At 54.5% G+C, this 1,007-nt stretch carries 1 protein-coding gene; it reads left to right on the top strand.

The window, feature by feature from the left end; genetic code table 11:
• Positions 1-1,007: elongation factor Tu (tuf, locus tag L2I46_RS29190; protein ID WP_052542053.1), on the top strand; the 1,007-nt coding region annotated here is incomplete at both ends.

Here is a 1,007-nt window from a genome sequence, read left to right on the forward strand (position 1 = left end):
CTGGCTAAAACCTACGGTGGTTCCGCTCGCGCATTCGACCAGATCGATAACGCGCCGGAAGAAAAAGCTCGTGGTATCACCATCAACACCTCTCACGTTGAATATGACACCCCGACTCGCCACTACGCGCACGTAGACTGCCCGGGCCACGCCGACTATGTTAAAAACATGATCACCGGTGCTGCGCAGATGGACGGCGCGATCCTGGTTGTTGCTGCGACTGACGGCCCGATGCCGCAGACTCGTGAGCACATCCTGCTGGGTCGTCAGGTAGGCGTTCCGTACATCATCGTGTTCCTGAACAAATGCGACATGGTTGATGACGAAGAGCTGCTGGAACTGGTTGAGATGGAAGTTCGTGAACTGCTGTCTCAGTACGATTTCCCGGGCGACGACACTCCGATCGTTCGTGGTTCTGCTCTGAAAGCGCTGGAAGGCGACGCAGAGTGGGAAGCGAAAATCATCGAACTGGCTGGCCACCTGGATACCTATATCCCGGAACCAGAGCGTGCGATTGACAAGCCGTTCCTGCTGCCGATCGAAGACGTATTCTCCATCTCCGGTCGTGGTACCGTTGTTACCGGTCGTGTAGAGCGCGGTATCATCAAAGTGGGTGAAGAAGTTGAAATCGTTGGTATCAAAGAAACCGCGAAAACCACCTGTACTGGCGTTGAAATGTTCCGCAAACTGCTGGACGAAGGCCGTGCTGGTGAGAACGTAGGTGTTCTGCTGCGTGGTATCAAACGTGAAGAAATCGAACGTGGTCAGGTACTGGCTAAGCCGGGCACCATCAACCCGCACACCAAGTTCGAATCTGAAGTGTACATTCTGTCCAAAGACGAAGGCGGCCGTCATACTCCGTTCTTCAAAGGCTACCGTCCGCAGTTCTACTTCCGTACTACTGACGTGACTGGCACCATCGAACTGCCGGAAGGCGTAGAGATGGTAATGCCGGGCGACAACATCAAAATGGTTGTTACCCTGATCCACCCGATCGCGATGGACGA

Source organism: Klebsiella sp. 2019SCSN059 (genome assembly GCF_021739525.1).
Taxonomy (GTDB): domain Bacteria; phylum Pseudomonadota; class Gammaproteobacteria; order Enterobacterales; family Enterobacteriaceae; genus Klebsiella; species Klebsiella quasipneumoniae.